This window comes from Thalassotalea algicola (assembly GCF_012932965.1).
Lineage (GTDB): Bacteria > Pseudomonadota > Gammaproteobacteria > Enterobacterales > Alteromonadaceae > Thalassotalea_F > Thalassotalea_F algicola.
On sequence record NZ_JABBXH010000004.1, the window covers coordinates 530,315 to 548,311 of the forward strand.

Here is a 17,997-nt window from a genome sequence, read left to right on the forward strand (position 1 = left end):
AGTCAATCAACTTGGGATCTATTAAGTTTATTGTTAGCGCTAATCTGGTGCTTCAAAAGCGTCAATTAGCCCTTCTTTTTCAATCTACTTTAATTATCTTTTGGCTGGCCTACAATCGCTGTAGACACGCACATAGACCGCGTATCCAACCGCACTAAATTTGCCATGGGTAAAAACGTAGTTGAAGTTGAAAACAAGCTATTAAAGGTTGTGCCGAAAGAATTTAAAGTGGATGTCACCACTGGCTCATTTTACATGGTCGCTACACCTGCACCGCTCGTAAGCCTAAATGCGGTTCTTGTATTATTGAAGATCTGTGTGAGTTTAAGGATAAAACTGGTTAATAGGTATTTCTCCTAGCGCTCACATTGCTATTTTTCGGCGATGATTTTTGGTTGATGTCCATGCCTGAATATATGCAATTCTAATTGCCCATTATGCTCTTTGAATAAGAACTGCCTTTGAATCGATCTATCGTCATAAAAATAACCGTTTCCTAAATTAATCAACTTAACTTTAGGTAAACCGCGAAAAGACATCCATAACTCTCCAGCTTTCGCTTCAAAAACAAATTCACCAAACTTATGATTGCTGGCCAAACTTGGTAAGTCGAACTGCAAAGTACTTCTATTAACTCTCGCAGCTAAAACCCTTAATAGCCAGTTATAATAGCTTTTACTCTCTTCGTTAGAGTTTTGATTTTTTAACGTTTTTAAAGCGTCTAAATAGGCAACATCAAATGCGAGTTCTGAACTTATATCGATGTCTGGAGAAATACCTATACCTTCTTCAAACATTTTTCCGGTAATTGCGTTATTCATTTCAATTCTTGGAAGTCTTAAATAAAACTCATCATTTAACACTACTGGGTCAAAGGCTTTTCCACCACCGTAAGTTCTTTCACCAACAATGGTTGCACGAGAAAACGCTTTCAAATGGTAAGTAAAATGTTCTGCCAGACTAAAAGTAGTACCACTTGTCAGAATATACAGTGGCTTGTCAAAATGCTTTGCTCCATTTTCAGAGCTTGCTGTTAACAACTTAGTATGTTTATTTTTCCAACGTTCTATTTTATCAGCGAAATGAATATGCTCTGGCCCCAAAAAATACCCTAGAACTAGAGGTAAAATGCGACTATTGCCTCCACCGTTCCTTCTAAGATCAATGATCACCACTTCCGAATTTTCAAGAAAATTCATCGCAGCATCATAGACAGGAGTACTTTCATCAACAAAACCATCAAAATAACTAAACTCTATATACCCGATATTTCCTTCGAGCATTCTGACTTGCTGAATACCAAAATTTGCAGCTTTAGATTCTGCGAGTTTTCGCTGATAATTTTTAGCGTTTTCTTGTTCCGCTTGCTTATTCGACTGAGCTTGTTCACGTAATTTATATCGTTTTACATCGCTCTCAGAATAAACAATGCCTATATGGTTGTCTCCTGACAAAGTTCGAAGCTCTTGTGATATCTTTTCTGCGAACTCTTGCTTATCGCTAAGCTCAGAATATTTTTTCAAAAACTCCTTTTCTCGCACATAGTTAGATAAGCTTTGAGCTACTTTTACTGAATAAAATTGAGACTCAATTACATCAGCCGCTTTCAACAGAGCTTGCTTGTTATCCGCTGCAAAGGCTTGACTAAACAGCGCGCTAACAAACAACAATAAAACCGATTTATTCATCATTATTTATCCCTAAATACCCTTTGTTCTAATGTCTTTGTTTCAAAGCTCTTATTTAATAAGGTTAGGAGACTCTTCAAGTCTAACCCTAACTCATTATTTAGCTCTTCAAAGACAAAGTCGGCTTTGTCTAAATAGTCCATGAGGATATTGCTCTGTTCTATTCCAAATTCAGTTAACTGGTAGTTTGTCTTTCTCTTGTCGGACGTGTCTTTATATGCGCAAATCACATTTCGTTTTAAAAGCGCTTTGACTCGTTGTGATGCTAACTGATGAGGGATGTCGAGAGTTCTTGCAATATCTAGTAGAGACGCACTTTCATGCTCGACTAGAACGATGACGGTTGATGAAGTAATCACGGGAATTATCAATCCCATCCTTTCATATACTGGCTTTGCTTGCTTCTCAATTAAAGAGGCAAAATCCAAAGCTAACTTAGGAGTAAATCCTCTTCGAGTAGTTTCTATCACTTTTAAACTCATAAACCATCCAAACATGCGCAACATATTGCGCAATTTATTGCACTTATTGTATTATGTCAATATAAAGTAATAACAAATAGCCCAATAATTAGGCGCTAACTTACACATATAGGAATAGGAAACGGAATGTACAAAGGAGTTTTACTAGGTCATCCATTGATGTCTAAATGCAATAAGTTCTTAACTCGGCACAAGCCGCTTAGTCATAAGCAGTGGATTGAAAGAATGGAGCAGAGTTCAGGGCTTGATCTAAATATTGATCTATTTGGCACAGGGCCAACTATAGAGCTACTTGAACAAAAAATAGCAACTATTCTAGGTAAAGAACGTGCACTTTTTGTCCCCAAAGGCACTATAGGCCAACATAGTGCTTTACTGCATTGGTCTTCACTTTCTAGCTTCAAGAAAGTGGCAATTCACCCTCAATCTCATATGGAAGTTGACGAAAAATTTGCTTATAAAGAGCTGTTAGGGTTAGACGCCGTTATGTTCGGACACCCTGATAAAGCGATTGACCCCAAAGATATAGAAAACCTACCTAAAGACCTCTCTACTATATGCGTAGAGTTACCGACCAGGCGAGCTGGGTTTAAACTACCAACATGGGAATCGCTCATCTATTTAAAACAATTCTCAATTGAAAATAACATTCCACTGCATATTGATGGAGCCAGACTTTTTGAATCAGCGTGCCATTATGATAGGCCATATGATGAAGTTGCAGCACTTGGAGATTCTGTATACATATCTTTATATAAAACACTCGGCGCAGCGGCAGGAGGAATCATTTCAGGAAATTCAGACTTCATTGAGCAATTAGAGCCTTGGAGAAGTCGATTAGGAGGAGAGCTGTTTACTGCTTTTCCTTATATATTGACCGCTTTATGGGGAATAGAAAATTATTTACCTAGAATTCCAGAATTTCATCAACGAGCACTCAAATTAAGCAACTTAATTAAGCATAAGTTCGGCCCTCAAGCTATTCCTAATCCAGTGCAGTGTAATGGTTTCTTAATTGAACTAGCTATTGAGGCTGATGCATTAGAACGTAAAGCACTTGCCCTCGCTAAACGTGACAAGATTTGGTTATTCGATAGAATTATTAAAACAGACGACAATAACTCTCGTATTGAAATTCAAATAGGAGACGCGTTAGATGACTGGCAAGATCAGGAGCTGATTGAAGTGATAAATAACATGATAAGTTAATTGCCACAAACTATGAAAAAGGTAGCTTTTGCCCTTACCTGATTTTTATTGACGTCTACTTTGATTATCTTTTGGTTGGCCAACTATAGCGGTCGATACCCATATCGACCGCGTATCCAACCGCACTAAATTCGCTATGGGTAAAAACGTATTGGAAGTGGAAAACAAGTTATTAAAAGTAGTACCTGCTGAATTTAAAGTTGATGTTCACCATTGGCTAATACTTCATGGGCGTTATACCTGTACAGCGCGTAAACCTAAATGTGGTTCTTGTATTATTGAAGACTTGTGTGAGTTTAAGGACAAAGTAGAGTAAAGTTTATTTTTAAGCGGATTAAACAGAGCGTTAGAAAGTTATAAATTCCCTAACGCTCAAATATTCTTATTCAGTTAAACCTTGTTCGTTCAGAGCATATTACCGTTTTTATCTTCACCAATGAGTATCCAATTAGGATTATCGTTATAGTCTGGATGAGTTGTCCAGTTGCTCAAATCAAAAATCCAAGGTTGTAGACATTCTCTGTCTATTACACATGGATCTGTTAGCGCCCTCATAAACTCAATCACTTTCTCCGATTGCTCGGTGTTAATATCAATTTCAGGTGCAGGTGAATTTGATACGGTTTCATCAAACGTTTGTCGAAACAAGATACGCGTATTATCAAATGCATCAGGATTCATATTGTTATAAACCTGCTCACATGTCTCGCCCGTTTTATCCATAATATCGATAATTGAGGTTAGTTCACAATAATCTGCATTACCCATTTCATTGAAGGTAGCATTGCCGTTAAGAATGGTGCTTATTCCAAGTAAGTCATTCATCGCTCCACCCGGATTTCCATAAACATCCATTACCTGTCGTAAAGTAGATAGACTACCATTATGCATGTAAGGTCCTGTTTCTGTGATATTCAATAATGGTGAAGTACGAAAGTGATAGGTATCTCCCACGTCTCCCGAGATATTGGCACGACCAAAGTCAGAGTTATTCACCGGTGGGAAACTTGAACTGTCGCCGTTGCCAGGGCCTACTTGCCCTAGCCCAATGGCATGAAATTTCTCATCGGTAAACGCATCACCAGAGTGGCATTGGCTGCATGCAGCGCCCCCCTCATCACCTGCGGTCATAAACAGCACCGCACCAATTTTTTCATCTTGCGTCATTACATCAATGTTTGTACCTGAAACTCCGTTTATAGCAGCAACGTATTCTTTCCAACGGTTATTGGTAAACACCATAGACTCTTCAAATGCGGCTAGTGCTTCGGCAATGCGATCAAAACTAATACTCGAATCACCATAGGCAGTTTCAAAGAGTGCTTCCCATTCTGCATCTCCTTCAAAGCGAGCTGCCAACATTGCACGATAAGTTTGGTTGTCATCACCTGTTAATGGCTCATCACCCCGCATTTCATTGTGATTTACCGTTGGAAAACGAGACTGAGCATTGGCCAGTGAAGCCCCTTCAGGAATATTACTGTCTACGGTGTTAAAGTTAGGAGAGTCTGGAGTAATAATACCGGCATTGGTACCTCTTGTACCCAGGCTATTACTTGCGCTTTCAATACGCGAATCCCAAAACAAACCTCGATCCATTAGCCCAATGTTAAATATCGTTGGCGCATTACGACCAATCACGGGGTACCCTGCTAGCTCATTTGAATCACTACCATTAAAATAACGACCAGAACCCAAAGTGTTAGAAGAAAAGTTATGGAATACATCTACAGCATCGTAACCTACAGGCCAAGACAAATTATCCCCGCCACCTAAAGTCGGGTGATGACATGAAGCACAAGCGGTGTCGTACTCGCCACTTAAGCGTTTGGAATAGAATAAAGCTTTACCAAGCTGAGCTTTATCATCATTAATGTTAGGCAATTCACGTCCTGTTGTTGGGTCGCCGGTATAACCTTGCTCTTCAATTAATACTTGAGCATGTACATCAACCGGAGAAGTATCCCCCTCAATTGAGCCTAAGCCATCATCCATCACAATCGCTGCACTATCTTGAAGATCAATATTTGCTAATTCATTGTCGCTAGAGCCGCTACGCACAAGCCTTACCAACATTTCAGAACTACGCCCTTTAAACCAATTCAAGCCAGCTTTAAAGTTTACAAACCAAGAATCCTGAGCAAAATCTATCATCGGAGACGAACTCCAAGTGTAATCTACGGTTGTCGAAGGGAAAACACTCAGATTAATAGCTGGCTCAACACGGTTGAAATCCACTAATGAGTATAATTCTTTAATATTGGGCAGACGCCAATCACTATAACCGGCCAACTCGCTAGTTTGAGCATGCTCTAATGCGAATGCCCACTCCATGGCCTCTGCAGCACCATTATCACAGTTAACACCACTAACGCCGACCACACATTGTGCCCACATAAGGTCTGTTGCTAAGTCTGTCACTGTACCGTCGTTATGCACTTTGTAACGTTCATCAGGTGTTTGCTTTACGCTATCAACAAAAGGATCCATAACCCTAACTAAGCGCAGCGCCGACGGCTGATAACGCTGAACATTTTTATTGTTGCCAAAGGCTAATTGAAATGCCCAAGCATAAAATTCACTATGCGCTCCCCGATAAGGAGAAGCAGTCCAGTAAAAGTCACCGGTTGCATTGGGAAAGTAGGCCTGATCAATTTTATATGAGTTAGGACCGAAGCCATTACCAAAATTGACTAAAGACATAAATTGAGCATTATCAGGCACCCTCCAGTCGCTATAACCGCAGAAGCTCTCCTCATTGGTTGCGATAATCAGATTGTTCCAGTCATCATAGTAATCACCATCTCTATCTTCATTATCCCTGTCTTTTGCCGTTAAGCCCCCCCAACGATAAAAATTACTCGCGTCGTGGATGCCACCATCTCTGGTTTTTACTTCCCATAGCAAGCCTGTTCTATCATCACGAACACATGCCCAGGGCTCAGACGCGTAGTTTCCATTGCCACTATAAACACTGCCATCGGCATTAATACGGGTAAGGTCAAAACCACCATCACCATCACTATCGGAATTAATCGTAGCGCTCCTTCCTTGACCGCAATCTTGTTCCAATAGCGAGCCATTGGTGCCTGTGATAGTTGTATTACAGTTAGTGCCGTTATTTGATTCAGTTGAGCCAAAAGTTATTCCAGTATCATTGAGAAAAGCCATGCCCGTATTAAACTTTTCTGAAATCTCTGCATCATCTTCGGTTACTGTTGCTTGAATTCCAGCCTCAGTGGTTCCTCCATCTCCAGTGCAAGTGAGTTTAAATTCATAAGCTCCAGCAGCCTCAAATATCACACTTTCCTCACTACCTGCTAATGATTTGTCACCACTCCAAGCACCAGAAGCCGAACAACTTGTTGCGGAGCTAGTTTCCCATTCAATTAAGGTCTTCTCACCAACAGAGATGCTTTCAGGGCTTACCGACAAATTAACGGTAGGTGTAGTTTTTGCGGGTGTATTATCTTGAGCATCCTCACTCACGCTGTTGCTGCCGCTTCCACCACCGCAGGCTGACAGCAAAAGTAAGGGTGATGCAATACAAAACGCGAGAAACGTCTTTTTATCTCTTATTTTCATAACAATACTGATCCAATATTTTTAATATTTAGCCATTAACATCGAGATAATAATTAAAGAAAGATGAGCGGAAGATGAGGATAGTAAATTAATATTAAAATGGAGAATCGTTATGCAAAAATAAATGATTTAATAGGCTTTTAATGGAAGTATAAAACAGCTCCACTGTTCGTTTTATTCGTCAGTCAAACTCATTATTAACATTTGCTTATCATCTAGCTCTACCGTTAACTTTAACGATATTGCTGTTGCAGCCGAATGCGCTATTGAAAGACCCAAACCAACATGATTAGTACCCGTTCGCGAACTATCCTTTCTCCATAAACGATCAAACATAGTCGAAAGGTCACTTTTGCCTAGATTAGGAGCAAGATTAGTAGTCGTGAAAAGTGAATGACGTTCTTTACCAGTCAAAACGACTTCACTATTTTTAGGTGCATACTCAACAGCATTACTTATCAGGTTTGAAATGATGATACGCAAAAGGTGAGGATTACTCTCTATTACATGTTGTTCATTCAAAGATAAAGCAATTATTATCCCTCGCTCTTTTACAAGCGTTGATTGTAAAGCAATACATTCTTCAATAATGGTAGAGACATTCACCCTTTCGATGAGTATTTCAGAGCCAGAGTTCTCTATTCGAGCTAAAGATAGTATGCTATCTATCGTATTTTGTAGTTGTGCAGAAGATTCAGCAATGTATCGATAATCATCAACAGATGATTGCTCTGGCCATTTCATTGCTACTTCACTGGTTGTGCGAATTGCTGCTAATGGGGTTCGTAATTCATGCGCCAAGTCATTATTGAATTGGCGCTCTCTTTCAAAACTTTTTTCTAACCTTGCAAGCAATTGGTTGAGCCTACTGATTAAAGGATTGATTTCAGTGGGCACACCTTCAATATCCAACCTATTATGCAACGTACCTGCCTCTACTTCCGCTACTTTTTCAGACAAATATTGTATCGGCGTTAATGTTTTTCTGATGGTAAAAACGAGCACGAATGATAGTAAAAAGCAAAAAAACACGCCACCTATTATCAATTTATAAGTGAGAATAGCTAATTGTTGATTAACTTCTGTTTTAGTTATTGCAACTGAAACGGTTATTTTATCGCTTATGGGCCCAGTCCTCATTGTAAAAGAATGCATGCGAATATCTTCACCGGAGGTTAACTGACTATTGTAGTGTCTTTGCTGATGCGGTTCTTTTAAGTAGCTAAACTGATGCTCCCCAAGATTTTCAGACTTACTTAATGTAGCTCCTGTTTCATCCCAAGCTTGCAAATAAAACACAAAATCTCCATCGTTAAGAAGACGTTCAGTGTTTTCGGCAATATTGCTTGACTCCCTCATCACTCCACCAAATCTTCGAGGAGGCATTGGCATTTTATTGGCTAGCTGAACCGCGCGAGCGAGCTTATTGAGTTCATTATCAAGGCTATCATTAAGCCTGCGCTTTTCAGAGAAGTACAATGTTGTCCCTGCTAAAAACGCGATGATAATAAAGCTAGGGATCAGCCAAATTAAAAGCTGAGAGCGGATACTATTCATGGTTTTATTGCACTAATTACGTAACCCATGCCTCTACGAGTATGAATAAGTGCAGCGTTGCTTTTTGATGTATTAATCGCTTTTCTTAAAGCGCATATTGCAGTATCAACCACATTGCTCATAGGAGATATTTGCTCATCATAAATATGCTCTTCTATCTGGGGACGAGAAATAACACTTCCCTCATGCAACATAAGGTACTCTAACAAAGAAAACAGCTGAGGGGACAATGACACATTTTGCGCTCCACGCGTTACGGTTTTAGCTGAACGGTCTAAGATCAAATCACCAACCGTTAATTTTGGAGATCGGGCTTGGTACTTTCGTCTGGCAAGCGCTTCAACTCTCGCAATAAGTTCTTCGATAGCAAATGATTTAACTAGATAATCATCAGCGCCTAATCGCAAACCAGCGACTCTATCTTCAATAGAGTCTTTCGCTGTCAAAAATAATACTGGCGATTCATTGTTAGCTTCCCTCAATTTTTTAAGCACTTCTCGACCATCTAACCCAGGTAGCATAATATCAAGAATAATAACGTCATAATCATTCTCTAACGCCATCCATAAACCTTCAGAGCCATTGTCAGTTGCGTCTACCGCAAACCCTGACGCTTTCAACGCTTTAATAACAGCCCTAGACAGCGCTTCGGAATCTTCAACCAATAGTAATTTCATCTTACTGCTCTTCAACGATAAAGGATTAGTGATAAAATTTTTCAACTAGTATTTAACTTTAAAAATTTCCTCACATACCTTCAAATATATACAAGCCAACATGAGGAGAAGATGAAGGTGTATCAACAATTTTTAAATAGTGCAACTAGGTACAGTGATTATTATTTGGAATATCTGAACTATCAACCTCGCCATCTACCTTAATTATCTTTCAGCTGGCCACTATAGCTGTCGATACCCACATCGAACGCGTATCCAACCGCACTAAATTCGCCATGGGTAATAATGTGGTTGAAGTGGAAAACAAGTTATTTAAAGTAGTACCGAAAGAATTTAAAGTCTATGTTCACCATTGGCTTATTCTTCATGGTCGCTACGTTTGTACTGCCCACAAGCCGAAGTGTAGTGCTTGTTTAATTGAAGATTTGTGTGAGTTTAAAGATAAGACAGAGTAAGCATTACACAAACATATACTAATGTTTAAATTCACCATGTTTTAAAAAGTGAATAGTTTGTTCTGCGACTTCCAAGTTATATCGCATCTGAGTGTGAGTAACTTCTATCTTTATAAAGTCACTCATACTTTTTAACTTTGTAGACTCTACAGAGACCAACCCGTCATTTGGTCCGATGAAATATTCCCTGGTTAGGTTAGAGGGTTTGGTCCCTGCAATAATACCTAAATTAACATCTAGTTCTTCTAGATTATGGCCCAAACTGTTTTCACCAGTAACAAGTGCACTGCTTATTTCTCCACCTATTTTCATTAACCACGAATCACTTAAATAATCGGCTAGCTCACTGCCTTTGTTGGGAGTTCCCATCAATACGATTTCACCGACATTTTGTTTCGTTAAGATGTCTTTGTTTTGTTGCAAATAAGCTCTAATAACCAACCCTCCAAGAGAGTGTCCAACAAAATGTGCTTTGCTGGCATTTTGCAAACATGCATCTATTTGTTTGCTAGTTTCAGTTAAAACTCTGTCAATACTTTCACCTATGGTTGCATAATCTAGTGTGCACACACGATAGTTTGCGCCTTCTAATCTTTGCTCTAGCCGCCACATGGCCCAGTCACTTCGGCCTAATCCATGAGCAAGCACAACGAGTTCTTTATCTTTTTGATATGGCGAGGATTTTACCCCCGAGTTAGCACAACCTGTCACTAATAAAAGTGTCAGTAGCACTATTTTTATTGAAATTGTGGTGCTCACAACTTGGACAATTACATTCTTGGCGGTCATACACTTTCCTAATCTTTTACACATCGAACCGAAAACATATAAGACTTATTTAATGTCGCTCGGCGTATTTCTCCTTTATGTGAGTTCCACCAAGAATAAGCGAGCGTTCTAGCAAGCGCCTCTTTTTCACTAGCGTTTGTACTGGTCCAAAATTCGGTATACATTCCTTGTGTGATGTACCAATTTCCTAGTTTTACTCCAGCTGGTGTTGCTGAGAAATTGTATTTATTGACCATTGACTGGTCAAATTGCTTAAATAACGTATCTGGCTGATGTGCTTTTAATGTAATAGCAGTGTCGTCTTTACCTCGCCAGCCTAGCGTATTTAGCTCCAACTCCTCAATACCAATGGATTTTTCTAACTCTTGCCAATCTTCGTCAGAGGCTACCCGCCAGCCGTCAGGGCAAAGGTTGCGTTTATCGCTAACATCTTTCCAATTATAAAGGCGGCCATATTTAGTAAGCAGACTTTCATCGTCATCGGGTATAAAACCAGTGCTAACTTTTGAGCCGTCTTGAAACTTAGTTACTCTTAAGTTTTCCGCTAACCAAGTTTGATTGCCTATGATTACGGTGCGATATTCATTCCCTTCACTATCTAGCACTTTACCGTCTGACGATTTATCTTTTAATTGAGTTTCAAGCGAGCTATTTAGCTCCTCTGTTGAGCTACGAACTAGTGATGTTGTCATTATCATACTTATTCCGATCATATAAATTAGTGTTTTCATAACCTTTGCCTTCTAATAAGTTCAATGATCTAAATAGGCCAATTATGCGATGTTGCTTTTTCAGACAGCGTCCACAACTTAGTTAACACCTCATCGTCTAAAACAAATGGTTCAAGTTTGCACTCGCCTACAGGGCCACCAAAGTTTAATAGTCCCGTTGGGCCGTAATAAGCTCTTTGTTCAAGGTCATTAGCCGTTGCACACATCACTTCTGGATATGCGCCTTTTTCAGCCGATTGTACCAGCCCTAACTTCACCATAATTGACCAAGACAGTCGCGTTGCCATATTGGCACTTTCACGAATTAGTGACGTATTAGATGCCCCTGGGTGACAAACGTAAACCTCGACCGTTTTACTATGTTGTTTGATCTTGTCTTGTAGCTTATAGGCAAACATCATTTGCGCTAGCTTACTTTGGCTATAAACCTTATTAGGATGATAGTTTTTATCCCAGTTCATATCATCAAACTGCATGCTTTTAAGCCCCATTTTATGACCTTCGCTAGACACTACAACAATACGACCTTTTGACTCTTCTAGTCTTTCAAACAATAAACCAGACAATAAAAAGTGGCCGTAGTGATTTACGCCTAGCTGACTTTCAAAACCGTCTACGGTTAGTTGCTGTTGGGCTATTTGTGCAATAGCACCGTTACAAATGAGTACATCGATTTGCGGTACTTTGTCTAAAATTTCTAATGCCGCTTTTCGAACTGAGGCAAGCTCGGCTAAATCCATAGTTATAAAGCTAACCATCGTTTCACTACCAAACTCCTTCTTTAACTCAGAGATTGCAGCTTTTGATTTAGCAGGGTTACGGTTTAACATCACCACCTGCGCACCTTTAGATAACAATATGCGTGAAGCTTGAAATCCTGCTCCTGTATTAGCGCCAGTAATTAAGTAAGTTTTACCTTTTAAAGAACTTAACTGATCAGGCGTCCAGCCGTTTCGGCCAAATTGATTTTCATGGGTCATGGGCTACCCCTATTGGTTTAACAAGAATGTTTATAATAGATGCACTATAAACTCACACCGACAACTTAAATAGGCGGAATACTCGCTAAAACATGCCTATTTGTATCACCGAGTTGATACATACCGTTATTAGCGTTAACTTTAGCTAAAATGGTCAAGTTAGATAATAAGTTATGTTTATGAATAAAAAGCTCATAGAACACATCATTGACAAGAAAATAACAACAAACGGTATGATAGAAACGCGCATACAGGGTTTGCAATTATTTAAAATAACCGAACCAATTCAATGTGCCCCCGCAGTTTATCAGCCATCCATAACGGCAATAGTTCGAGGTGGTAAAGAAGCGATATGGGGAGGTAACAAACACCGTTACGACAACAGCAAATATATATGCTGTACCATGTCGATGCCGATTGAAACTGGTACACCTGAAACCTCACTAGAAAACCCGCTACTAGGCGCATATATTTCTCTTGATTCAAGATTGATGACAGAGGTGGCATTAGAAATGGAAAGCAACAGAGGCTCTTCTCAAAAAATTACAAGTGCGGCAAGTCCACAAGGTGTGACAACCGCAATTTGGGACGAAAGTTTTACCGATGCACTTTATCGATTGTTATTACTAGAAGAGCATTCAATGGACTTAGCCATTCTTGGAAAAAGTCGCTTACGCGAACTTTATTATGCAATTTTAACAGGAGAAGCGGGTAACTCGTTTACGCGTGCGTTTGGTATTGGCAATGAAATAGCTCGCTCTATTAAATTTTTATCATCTCATTTAACCGAAACAATCACTATTGACGACTTAGCTGACGAAGTAGGCATGAGCCGTGCTGTGTTTCACCGTAAATTTAAACAAGCCACTAATATGTCTCCCATTCAATTTGTAAAGTCGATGCGACTTAATCACGCTGCAATGAATATTGCCGGAGGCGCTAATGTAAATGTCGCAGCAATGGATGTTGGCTATATAAGTTCATCTCAGTTCAGTCGTGAATTTAAAAGAATGTATGGCTTATCACCCAAGCAGTGGGCGAAATCAAAAGAACGAATTGAAAGGTCGGCATTATCGTAAATCAATTAGCTATATTATTTTCTAATTTCACACTGCTCAGTTGACATCTACCTTTATTATCTTTTGGCTGACCAACTATAGCTGTCAATACCCACATCGAACACGTATCCAACCGCACTAAATTCGCCATGGGTAAAAACGTAGTAGAAGTTGAACAGAAGCTTTTAAAAGTGGTCCCAAAAGAATTTAAAGTCGATGTTCACCACTGGCTTATTCTTCATGGTCGCTACGTTTGTAATGCCCGCAAGCCGAAGTGTAGTGCTTGTTTAATTGAAGACCTGTGTGAGTTTAAAGAGAAGACTGAGTAATAAATATTTGTCCCTTACTGTGCATAAATACAAAGCCCCAACCCCCTTAATGTTACTTTAAAGTAAGCTTATACCTGCACTAAAAATATAACTTGACCATTTCAAGGGGGATATGTTTAAAGTGGAAAATGCGTATTAAGCATTTAATTGACTGATTCTCGATATCAAATCAGTTATATTTTTTGATAATCCATTTATAACGCCATCAAATTAACGTGAACTTATGAAACAACAACAACTGTCCATAATTAACATTATACCAGCTGCGTTATCACTAATCGTCGCAATCTCACCAACGCCAGCTGTTAGCAGTGAACAAGAGCAAATTACAGAGCAACTTTGCTCAACTTGTCATAGAGTAAGCAACCTCAAGCGCAGCTCTGGTTACAGTAAAGCCCATTGGGAAAAGCTTGTTTCCTATATGGTAAATAATACTAACTCTCAGCTCTCAGCTGAATTGGGTGAATTTCTAGCCAATAAATACCCTGTTAATAACAAGCGAGCCTCTCAAGTTGTCGACGGTGATTTCAAACTTCAGTTTAACTACTGGCAAGTACCAACTCTGGGTCAACGCGCACGTGATCCTGTGCAAGGCAAAGACGGCATTATATGGTGGGTAGGACAATGGGGAAATATTCTCGGACGCCTTGACCCCATCAGTGGAGAAATGAAGGAATATACGCTGCCAGCTGGTACCTACCCGCACAGTGTCACATTAGATGAAAACCTTACGCCATGGTTCTTAGGAAATAAAAATGGCACGGTAGGATATTTGGATCTCGATACCAAAAAATTCCAAGTATTTAACATGCCGGATGAAAATGCACGCGACCCTCACACAGGGGTCTTCGACCATAAAGGAATATTTTGGTTTACGCTGCAACACAGTAATATGATAGGTAAATTAGACCCTAAAAGTGGTGATATTCGATTAGTATCATTACCAACCAAAAAATCTAAACCATACGGTATAAAGGTTGATTCTACTGGAACACCTTGGGTTTCTTGTAACGGCTCTAATTGTTTAGTTAAAGTCGATAAAAATACAATGGCATTAACAGAGATAAAATTGCCGGGTGAAAATACTCACACTAGACGCCTTGCTATAACACCTGATGACATGGTCTATTATGTTAATTCTGGCATGGGTAAATTAGGTCGATACAACCCAACAACTGGCAAAATAACAGAATGGGATAACCCAAGCGGCAGCGATAGCCACCCTTATGCAATTGAATATGCTGATGGTGCTATTTGGTTTAATGAATCGGCAAAAAGACCAGAAACCTTGGTCAGGTTTGATCTCACCACAGAAACAATGCAGAGCTGGCAAATTCCCAGTAAAGAAGGGGTTTATGCTGGACTAATTAGGCATATGAGAATGGGCAATAAAGGCTTAATTATTCACCAAACGGCGACAAATCAATTAGCTGAAATAACTTGGTCTAAATAGCTCAAATGTAGCTTGTCGGCATCTAGTTTAATTATATTTCGATCGGCCGATAATCGCTGTCGATACCCATATCGACCGCGTATCCAACCGTACTAAATTTGCCATGGGTAAAACGCGGTTGAAGTGGAAAACAAGTTATTAAAAGTAGTACCGAAAGAATTTAAAGTTGATGTTCACCACAGGCTAATCTTGCACGAGCGCTATACCTGCACCGCGAGAAAACTTAAGTGTGGTAGCTGTTTTACTGAAGAAATGTGTTAGTTTAAGGGTAAGACTGAGTAGTTAAAAAAGTATTTTCTAAGCCACGATAATTGGCTAGGGTTTTCAAAAAAGTAGTTACCTTGGCATAAGTCAGTGTTGTCGTAGAATGCGCTTCGGCATTTTAATTACGATTACTCACTCAAACTGAATATGCCAAGGAAAAAACCTATTTATTTTGTAAAACCTCAATCATTTTTTTTGCCACAAGCGAAGATGACAGGTGATTTTGTCCAGTAACTATACGTCCATCAACTTCTACATGAGCTGTATTTCTATCAGAATAGAGAAATTGACCACCTCTTTTTTCGATTGTTTTCTGAATTAAAAAAGGAAATTCCTTGAAGTAAGCGCGTGACTGGTTTTCATATGAGTCTGGGTAACCTGAAATACGCTTCCCTGAGACCAAATAATCCCCATCTTTCGTTTTTAAATTAACAATACCTGCTGTTCCGTGACAAACAGACGACACTATACCACTGTGCTCTTCGTAAATAGTCATCGTTATATTTTGTATCTCTATATTATCAGCAACACCATACATAGCATTGCCACCGCCAACATAATGAACGGCTAAGTAATTAGCAGGATCAATTTGATTGGGTTTCTTAGTATGTTTAATCGCGTGCATAAAGTCCGAATCATAAAGGTAGCGCTTATGTATTTTTTCCGATGTATTTATGTATGCCAGAGGAATAGCGCCACCTTTGGGGCTAACAAAGTCGACCGTGTAACCTGCGTTTTTAAATGTATCGTAAGCTTTCACAATTTCGGAAAAACTAACACCTGTAGGCAGTGTTGAATTGCCGTGAAAATGCGCATTGGAAACAATAAATAATATTCTTTTTCCATTTCGTTGTGCCAATTGGCTTGTCGCTGCTTTACTCACTACTTTCCAATTACCTGATAAGTTTTTTAATAAAAACATGTCAATATAACGCATCGACTTTTCAGGTATTAAAATTTCAACCTTGGCTGTAGCAATATCCCCTTCGACATCAATAGACAGAACCTCACCTACCCTGCCGTTATTTTTACCGCTCTTTTTAAACCAGGAGGCATATTCAGCAGGACTGACAAGCCACATTTCTTGGTTTTTTTTACTGAGCAATAACTGAGCGTCTTCAGCAAACGCTCGCTTAATCAAATCAGGATCATTGTACGATGTTCCGTGGATATAGTTTTGCAATGTTTGTGTTATTTCGAGGTAGTATGGACTCTGGGTTTGCCCATTCGCTACTAGGCTTACTAGCATGATAAAAAATAAAAGTAAGTGTTTCATTTGCTTTTTCTCCGTCAATTTACATTCCAATAAATTAAGGAAAAACACATTATAAAACACTAGGATAGAATAAATCCGTAATACGAAATTATAATTTCAGAGTACTTATAAGGCACTATGCCGTTTGCGATATTGTGCTGGTGTTATATTTTCAAAATGTTTAAATGATGAATAAAAAGTAGATTGGGAATTATAACCAGAAGCCTCAGAGATCAATTCCATGGTCATGTGGGAGTTTTCAACTAATAGCCTTTTCGCTTCTTGGATCCTCAATTCATTAACAAATAAAGCAAACGACTTATTCAAATTATCGTTTAACAATTGCGATAACTGGGGAACTGACACTTGAAGTTTTTTAGCCAAAGTCGGTAAGGTTAAATTGGCATTTTTGTATAGCTGTTCGTTGTTCATTAGCTCATTCAAACGTTTTTCGAGTTGCACTGCCACTTCCTGGTTAATTTTTTTATTTCCATATGCCTGTTCAGACAGTTTGAGACTTTTAGGCGAAATAAACCAAAGTGAAAGTGACACGTACAATATAAGCGAAAATGACAGAGCACCTACGATATAAGAAGTATATGATGCAGTAAAATAAGCAAGCCAAATAATCGTTGTACCTGCAAATACGTTAATGCACAGTAATTGCTCTTTTGACCACCTAGTGTTTTCCCTGCGCCAGGCAGCTGCTTTTGGAAATAATTGAATCGCCGCCACTATTATATATATACCCCAAGTGATATTAATCACTTTATATACCCATCCCCACAGTGCAACATTCGATTGGTAAGGGTACAAAATTCCAATTCCAATAACCAAACTGAGCAATAAACCTAGATGTAACTTCCAGTTAAACCTTAATTTTTCTAATGTGGACACTTGGCTAACAATATATAGATAAAGAAATGGACCAATCAAGAAACATGCTGACAGCCCCAACTGCAAGAACTGTTTACCTATATCTGGGTCAAAGTAAAACCAAATTGATTTGGTAACGCGTAAACTAATTGCCAACATTAACATCGCTAGTAAACGACGCTGAATAGTTGCGGGTTTGGAAAAAAGTAAGTAGGTTGTCAGCAGTAGTCCGTTGAAAGCACCCAACGCACTAAAGAAAAAAAGTATCTGACTATTCATTTTACCGTTTATAATTCCTAATCATCCAATAAAAACAGTCTACTTTGGGCAAAAAGAAAAGTCTATTTGCCAAAGCATTTACAAATTAATCATTAATCTATGTACACAACTTAAAGTTCTGCGAGTGCCATTGACCATAGCAGAAATAAGGGGGTACTCCTTTCTGCTAAAAACAAGCAGACATTTCTCCCCTCTTGTTTGACACCTACTATTCTTATCTTGCAGCTGGCCAATTCTACTAGTCGCTCCGTGATGACAATTGCAATGGGTTTAAAGCGTGTTAAAAAGGAAAAAGCTTCACAGCGACAATGCGCAAAAAGCCAATTTATT

The 17,997-nt window shown here is 39.1% G+C and carries 13 protein-coding genes and 5 pseudogenes; 8 read left to right on the forward strand and 10 right to left on the reverse strand.

Annotation, left to right across the window (positions count from 1 at the left end):
• Positions 1 to 96: 96 nt before the first annotated feature.
• Positions 97 to 344: pseudogene (locus HII17_RS14525) on the forward strand (endonuclease III); the annotation flags it as partial.
• A 27-nt stretch (positions 345 to 371) separates the two neighbouring features.
• On the opposite strand, the gene HII17_RS14530 reads toward HII17_RS14525, so the two are convergent.
• Positions 372 to 1,691 carry a S41 family peptidase gene (locus tag HII17_RS14530; RefSeq protein WP_169076069.1) on the reverse strand — a complete coding sequence of 440 codons (1,320 nt, stop codon included), beginning with the start codon at positions 1,689 to 1,691 and terminating at the stop codon, positions 372 to 374.
• Entirely contained in the window at positions 1,691 to 2,170 is a 480-nt protein-coding gene (locus tag HII17_RS14535) for a helix-turn-helix domain-containing protein (RefSeq protein ID WP_169076070.1), read from the reverse strand. Before HII17_RS14535 ends, HII17_RS14530 begins: the two co-directional genes overlap by 1 nt.
• Before the next feature lie 126 nt (positions 2,171 to 2,296).
• Between HII17_RS14535 and HII17_RS14540 the strand changes: the two genes are divergently transcribed.
• The gene (locus HII17_RS14540; RefSeq protein WP_169076071.1) at positions 2,297 to 3,379 is read left to right on the forward strand and encodes a threonine aldolase family protein; all 1,083 of its coding nucleotides are present in this window, start codon (positions 2,297 to 2,299) and stop codon (positions 3,377 to 3,379) included.
• 67 nt (positions 3,380 to 3,446) lie between these two features.
• Positions 3,447 to 3,695, forward strand: a pseudogene (locus HII17_RS14545) (endonuclease III); the annotation flags it as partial.
• A gap of 89 nt (positions 3,696 to 3,784) precedes the next feature.
• On the opposite strand, the gene HII17_RS14550 reads toward HII17_RS14545, so the two are convergent.
• The 3 genes from HII17_RS14550 to HII17_RS14560 form a co-directional block, all read right to left on the reverse strand.
• Complete coding sequence (locus HII17_RS14550) at positions 3,785 to 6,964, reverse strand: Lcl domain-containing protein (protein ID WP_169076072.1); 3,180 nt, start codon at positions 6,962 to 6,964, stop codon at positions 3,785 to 3,787.
• A gap of 174 nt (positions 6,965 to 7,138) precedes the next feature.
• The gene (locus HII17_RS14555) at positions 7,139 to 8,521 is read right to left on the reverse strand and encodes a histidine kinase dimerization/phospho-acceptor domain-containing protein (protein WP_169076073.1); all 1,383 of its coding nucleotides are present in this window, start codon (positions 8,519 to 8,521) and stop codon (positions 7,139 to 7,141) included.
• Complete coding sequence (locus tag HII17_RS14560; protein WP_169076074.1) at positions 8,518 to 9,198, reverse strand: response regulator transcription factor; 681 nt, start codon at positions 9,196 to 9,198, stop codon at positions 8,518 to 8,520. The genes HII17_RS14555 and HII17_RS14560 overlap by 4 nt, the downstream gene beginning before the upstream one ends.
• 209 nt (positions 9,199 to 9,407) lie before the next feature.
• Here HII17_RS14560 and HII17_RS19120 point away from each other — a divergent pair.
• Positions 9,408 to 9,653, forward strand: a pseudogene (locus HII17_RS19120) (endonuclease III); the annotation flags it as partial.
• 18 nt (positions 9,654 to 9,671) lie between these two features.
• Here HII17_RS19120 and HII17_RS14570 read toward each other — a convergent pair.
• Genes HII17_RS14570 through HII17_RS14580 form a run of 3 tightly spaced genes read right to left on the reverse strand, consistent with a single transcriptional unit; the run spans position 9,672 to position 12,153 of the window.
• Positions 9,672 to 10,442, reverse strand: a complete 771-nt coding sequence (locus tag HII17_RS14570; protein ID WP_235938793.1) for an alpha/beta fold hydrolase — start codon at positions 10,440 to 10,442, stop codon at positions 9,672 to 9,674.
• 8 nt (positions 10,443 to 10,450) lie between these two features.
• On the reverse strand, positions 10,451 to 11,173 hold the full coding sequence (locus HII17_RS14575; protein WP_169076076.1) for a fibrobacter succinogenes major paralogous domain-containing protein: 723 nt from the start codon (positions 11,171 to 11,173) through the stop codon (positions 10,451 to 10,453).
• 29 nt (positions 11,174 to 11,202) lie between these two features.
• Positions 11,203 to 12,153 (reverse strand): SDR family oxidoreductase, encoded by a 951-nt coding sequence (locus HII17_RS14580; RefSeq protein ID WP_169076077.1) that lies wholly within the window; start codon positions 12,151 to 12,153, stop codon positions 11,203 to 11,205.
• Between the two features lie 179 nt (positions 12,154 to 12,332).
• Here HII17_RS14580 and HII17_RS14585 point away from each other — a divergent pair, with 179 nt between their 5' ends.
• The 4 genes and pseudogenes from HII17_RS14585 to HII17_RS19125 form a co-directional block, all read left to right on the forward strand.
• The gene (locus HII17_RS14585; protein ID WP_169076078.1) at positions 12,333 to 13,232 is read left to right on the forward strand and encodes an AraC family transcriptional regulator; all 900 of its coding nucleotides are present in this window, start codon (positions 12,333 to 12,335) and stop codon (positions 13,230 to 13,232) included.
• 71 nt (positions 13,233 to 13,303) lie between these two features.
• Positions 13,304 to 13,540, forward strand: a pseudogene (locus tag HII17_RS14590) (endonuclease III); the annotation flags it as partial.
• 223 nt (positions 13,541 to 13,763) lie between these two features.
• A complete protein-coding gene (locus tag HII17_RS14595) occupies positions 13,764 to 14,993 on the forward strand; it encodes a Vgb family protein (RefSeq protein WP_169076079.1) in 1,230 nt (409 codons plus the stop codon).
• Positions 14,994 to 15,030: 37 nt separating this feature from the next.
• Positions 15,031 to 15,254, forward strand: a pseudogene (locus HII17_RS19125) (endonuclease III); the annotation flags it as partial.
• Between the two features lie 166 nt (positions 15,255 to 15,420).
• On the opposite strand, the gene HII17_RS14605 reads toward HII17_RS19125, so the two are convergent.
• The gene (locus tag HII17_RS14605) at positions 15,421 to 16,533 is read right to left on the reverse strand and encodes a nuclear transport factor 2 family protein (protein WP_169076081.1); all 1,113 of its coding nucleotides are present in this window, start codon (positions 16,531 to 16,533) and stop codon (positions 15,421 to 15,423) included.
• Positions 16,534 to 16,638: 105 nt separating this feature from the next.
• A complete protein-coding gene (locus HII17_RS14610; protein ID WP_169076082.1) occupies positions 16,639 to 17,667 on the reverse strand; it encodes a helix-turn-helix domain-containing protein in 1,029 nt (342 codons plus the stop codon).
• Between the last annotated feature and the right edge of the window lie 330 nt (positions 17,668 to 17,997).